This is a genomic window from Lachnoclostridium sp. MSJ-17, assembly GCF_018918205.1.
Classification (GTDB): Bacteria; Bacillota; Clostridia; order Oscillospirales; family Acutalibacteraceae; genus Ruminococcoides.
Map to the genome: position 1 here is coordinate 1 of NZ_JAHLQB010000091.1, position 3,491 is coordinate 3,491.

3 protein-coding genes are annotated in these 3,491 nt (G+C 43.8%); all 3 read left to right on the plus strand.

Features of this window, described 5'->3' with window-relative positions; genetic code table 11:
• Positions 1 to 325 (plus strand): hypothetical protein (locus KQI64_RS08005; protein WP_216524173.1); only part of this gene is annotated, 325 nt, incomplete at its 5' end.
• A gap of 761 nt (positions 326 to 1,086) precedes the next feature.
• Positions 1,087 to 1,281, plus strand: coding sequence for a hypothetical protein (locus KQI64_RS08010; protein ID WP_216524174.1), 195 nt, complete (start codon positions 1,087 to 1,089; stop codon positions 1,279 to 1,281).
• A gap of 262 nt (positions 1,282 to 1,543) precedes the next feature.
• A partial coding sequence (gene mobP3 / locus KQI64_RS08015) for a MobP3 family relaxase (protein WP_216524175.1) occupies positions 1,544 to 3,491 on the plus strand: 1,948 nt, incomplete at its 3' end.

Consider the following 3,491-nt stretch of genomic DNA (forward strand, 5'->3'; position numbering starts at 1 on the left):
TAACTTGATCTTTGTCAACTGTATGCTCGTGAGCAATGCCAAGAGTCCGGTTTTCAACCGGGACAGCGAAACGGAACTATCACGCAAGCTGGGCGGAATAAACGCCGTCGCCCTTGTCGTCGGATTTGTGATGTATATCGCTTTGTTTGTTCTCATTATCATTGCGATGATCCCGGAGCTTTCCGCGATATTCATTAACAGCACAACGGTGACGATCGCTGCTGTCACGGCTGCGGTTTTTGCGCTCATAGTTTTAGTGATCGCTGCAGCGCTCAACAAAACCTCCGTCAAAAAAGCGGAAAAGAGTTTGACGGTGATCGAATAACTTTCAGCAGCTAATAGTTGGATAACAGGACATGACAAAGCAATTATTTCTTCAGATTATATAGATTATTACTGCGGAAGTTTAAATAATTCTTTTGTATATTTAGCAGCATATAGTAGTGGAAAAACCTCAGAGTTAAAGGTCAAATTTTGCGACGCATAAACAAAGAAAAGCTGTTTTTTGCCGTGCTGAAATAACTGACGATGGGTTGAAATCACTTACAGTTTAAACTACGAACGCTGTACTTGACATTACTTGTTGAGTGCAGCGTTTTAATCTTTATTGGGATAGAATTTAGATTTATGATTATGGATATATTGAATTGCTTCTCAATAGGCGAGACCGATATGAAATTTGAGTTGAACTAACTCTAAAAAGTATCAGTCAGACGTTTTCAGACATCGGAAAACAGCCTTTCATCGACTAATGAAATATTGCTGGTCTTTTGATGCTGTTCCGAAATCTTTTGCCGGTTTTGGCCTCGATTTTGCATAAATTACTTTAACGACTTGCAAAATTACAAACACGAAAAAAGGCTTGAAACCGAAGTTTCAAGCCTGAGAAATCCAGTAATCATGAGGGAAATCAAGTTGCGGTTGACGTTTGGAGACCGCTGCTCTACCAACTGAGCTATACCCCTAAATATTTAATCGCTGCAAATGAACACTTGTCACTTGCAGGAAATATCATAACACAGACACGCGGTTTTGTCAAGATGTTTTCTCGATAAAAACGCAGAAACGCAATTCTTTTAAAAGTTTTTGCCCGGAAAGACATGCGATTCGCACGCGACAGGTAACGTTGTTATGATAACCTATGCCGCACTTTCACACGCGATTTCCGTGGTCTTTGACCGATGCCCGGGTATGTTGGATATCGCACGTCTTGAAAAAGATTTTTCGGTGGCTGCGATGTGGCTGGGTGATTCGACAAAATTCAGCAGAAAACGCTCTTGACACGTTTTTGCAGATACGCTATAATGAAGATAACAGAGGAAATCTATCCCTATAACTTGACAAATGTCGGGTTATGGGGATTTTTTATGCCCAAAACTGCATTGTCCTGAATATAGCCCACTGCTTCGTGTAAAATGGAAGTAGGGAAGTTGAGATAGTTGGTTTTTCACAAGTTTTCGCCGTATTTTTTGTTACGGTTTTTGCTGGATACTGACCAGTGCTTGTGGTATTGTTGTGGTTATCAAAAAAGGAGGTCGATACGATGAAACGAGAATTATTAGACAACGGCAACATTTGGCAGAAGAGAGATGGTCGCTGGATTGGAATGGTTAGGTACAAGGATGAGTTCGGTGTCGCTCAACGCAAGAGCTTCTCCAGCAAAAAGAAAAAGACTTTGCAGGCGAAGATGACAGAGTATGTCAAGAATTTCAATGAGCAAGTCACCAACTCGGATGAAGCCCGGAAACCGCTGAAAGAAAGTATGAAGAATTGGCTTCGAGTGTACAAGTACCCAGAAGTTGAGCGAACGACTTATGACCGCTACGAATGTATCGCCGAACATCAAATCTATCCTTACATCGGAAACAAGCCGGTCGGGGATGTCACACCCTCCGATATCAAAAAGCTGCTCACCAAGCATATGAACGCGGGCTACGCTTTCACAACGAGCAAGAAAGCCTACTCGCTGCTAAAGATGTTCTTCAAGCAACTCTATCAAGAGGGAGCTATCCCAAACAATCCGATGGCGATTATCGATATGACGAAGAAGGATAACTACCTTGCCTCGCAGAATAAGGAGAGCAAGCCGCAGTGTGATCTGGTGGTCGTATTCACCGACGATGAGTTGGAGAAGATCAAAGCGGAAGCCTTCAAACGCTTCGCAAACGGCAAGCCTGTCTATCAACAGTCTGCGGCTTATTTCCTTATGCTCAACACAGGATTGAGGGCAGGGGAGTTGTGCGGTATCATCAACAGTGACATAGATCTCGAAAATAGGGTGATTCACTTGCAGCGCGGTGTTAAGGAAGTTCACGTCCGCGACGGCTTGGAATATGTTCCAAAGCTCGAAGTCAAAGTCGGTAAACTGAAAAGCAAAACAAGCAAAAAGTTTCTTGAATATGATGACTACTATGCAATGCCAACAAGAGAGAACGCGAATGAGTTTCTCGATGCTGTCGCGGAGAGATACGCTGACCGTGCGGATGAATTGAAAGGTTTGGTCAACTACATTTCCAACCGACCGGGCGTTGAAAAACTCGGCTCTCACGGATTGTTTACGCAGTTTGATATGCCGATCGACCTCAATACGTTTGCGGAACGGGTCGCCAATCATGAAGGAGTAATCTGGACTGAGGTTGTCAGCTTGCGCCGTGAGGATGCAGAACGATTGCACTTTAACAATGCTGAAGCGTGGAAAAATCTTGTTCGCAGGAACATGAATGAGATAGCCAAAGCCCATCGAATCAAGGTTGAGGACTTGGAGTGGTACGGCGCGTTTCATAACACAACCCACCATCCGCATATTCATCTGGTGATTTTCTCGAGAGGGCAAGAAGGTTTCCTTTCCGAAAAGGGAATCAAGGAGCTGCGCCGCGCGTTTGGTCAGGACATATTTCGTGATGAACAGTACAAGCTTGCGACGATAGAAACAGGCTATAGGAGTGAGCTGAAAGATAATTTGGCTGAATTGTTACAACAGATTCAAGCGAGGAAATCGTTGTCCAACGCTGACTATTATCTTTTTCTGTTGAGAAAAATTAAGGATGAATTACAACAGCAAAAAGGTAAAAAACTCTACGGTTACCTGCCGAGAAAGTTGAAAAAGCTTGTGGATTTCGCTCTGCATGAGATCGCTAAAGATGATGATTTATCTGAAATCTACTCAAAGTGGAACGAGGTTAACCGCGAAAAGCTGAGCCTTTACTACGATACAAAGGACAAGCCCGACGTGCCAATCGAGAAGAACCCGGAGCTGCGGTCACTGAAAAATATGCTGATACGAACAGCGTTGAGTATGAATTTCAATGCTCCGGTTGCGGTCAACAACGCGCGTATCGGTTTTCTGTTCTCCATACTGGCAAAGCAAATCGTCAACAGCGCAAGCAAAAGATTAGACGAACTCAACAAGATGATGCCCCAAACTGACAGCAAAGAACGCTCAAAGATTCGTGAGAAAAAGCTGGCTCACGGGCAAAAAGAAGGCGCAGACG